This window comes from Desulfatiferula olefinivorans (genome assembly GCF_054657895.1).
Map to the genome: position 1 here is coordinate 1 of NZ_BAAHXV010000154.1, position 245 is coordinate 245.

Below are 245 nucleotides of genomic sequence, written 5' to 3' on the forward strand. Positions count from 1 at the left end.
CCGGCGTAGAGCCGTGCGGCAGCGATCAGATCGCCTGCGGGAATACCGGTGATCGTCTCCACATGGTCGGGCGTGAAGGCGGCCACGGACTGTCTGAGGGCCTCGAAATTCTCGCAGCGGTTTGCCGTGAAATCCTTGTCATAGAGGTCTTCGGCGATGATCACGTGCATCAGGCCGTTGATCCAGGCCACATCCGTGCCGGGATTGGGCCTCAGCCAGTGATCGGCGAATTCGGTCATCTTGAT

The 245-nt window shown here is 60.4% G+C and carries 1 pseudogene; it reads right to left on the reverse strand.

Annotated elements, in window-relative coordinates:
* Nucleotides 1-245, reverse strand: a pseudogene (locus ACYQ11_RS22250) (formate dehydrogenase subunit alpha); the annotation flags it as partial.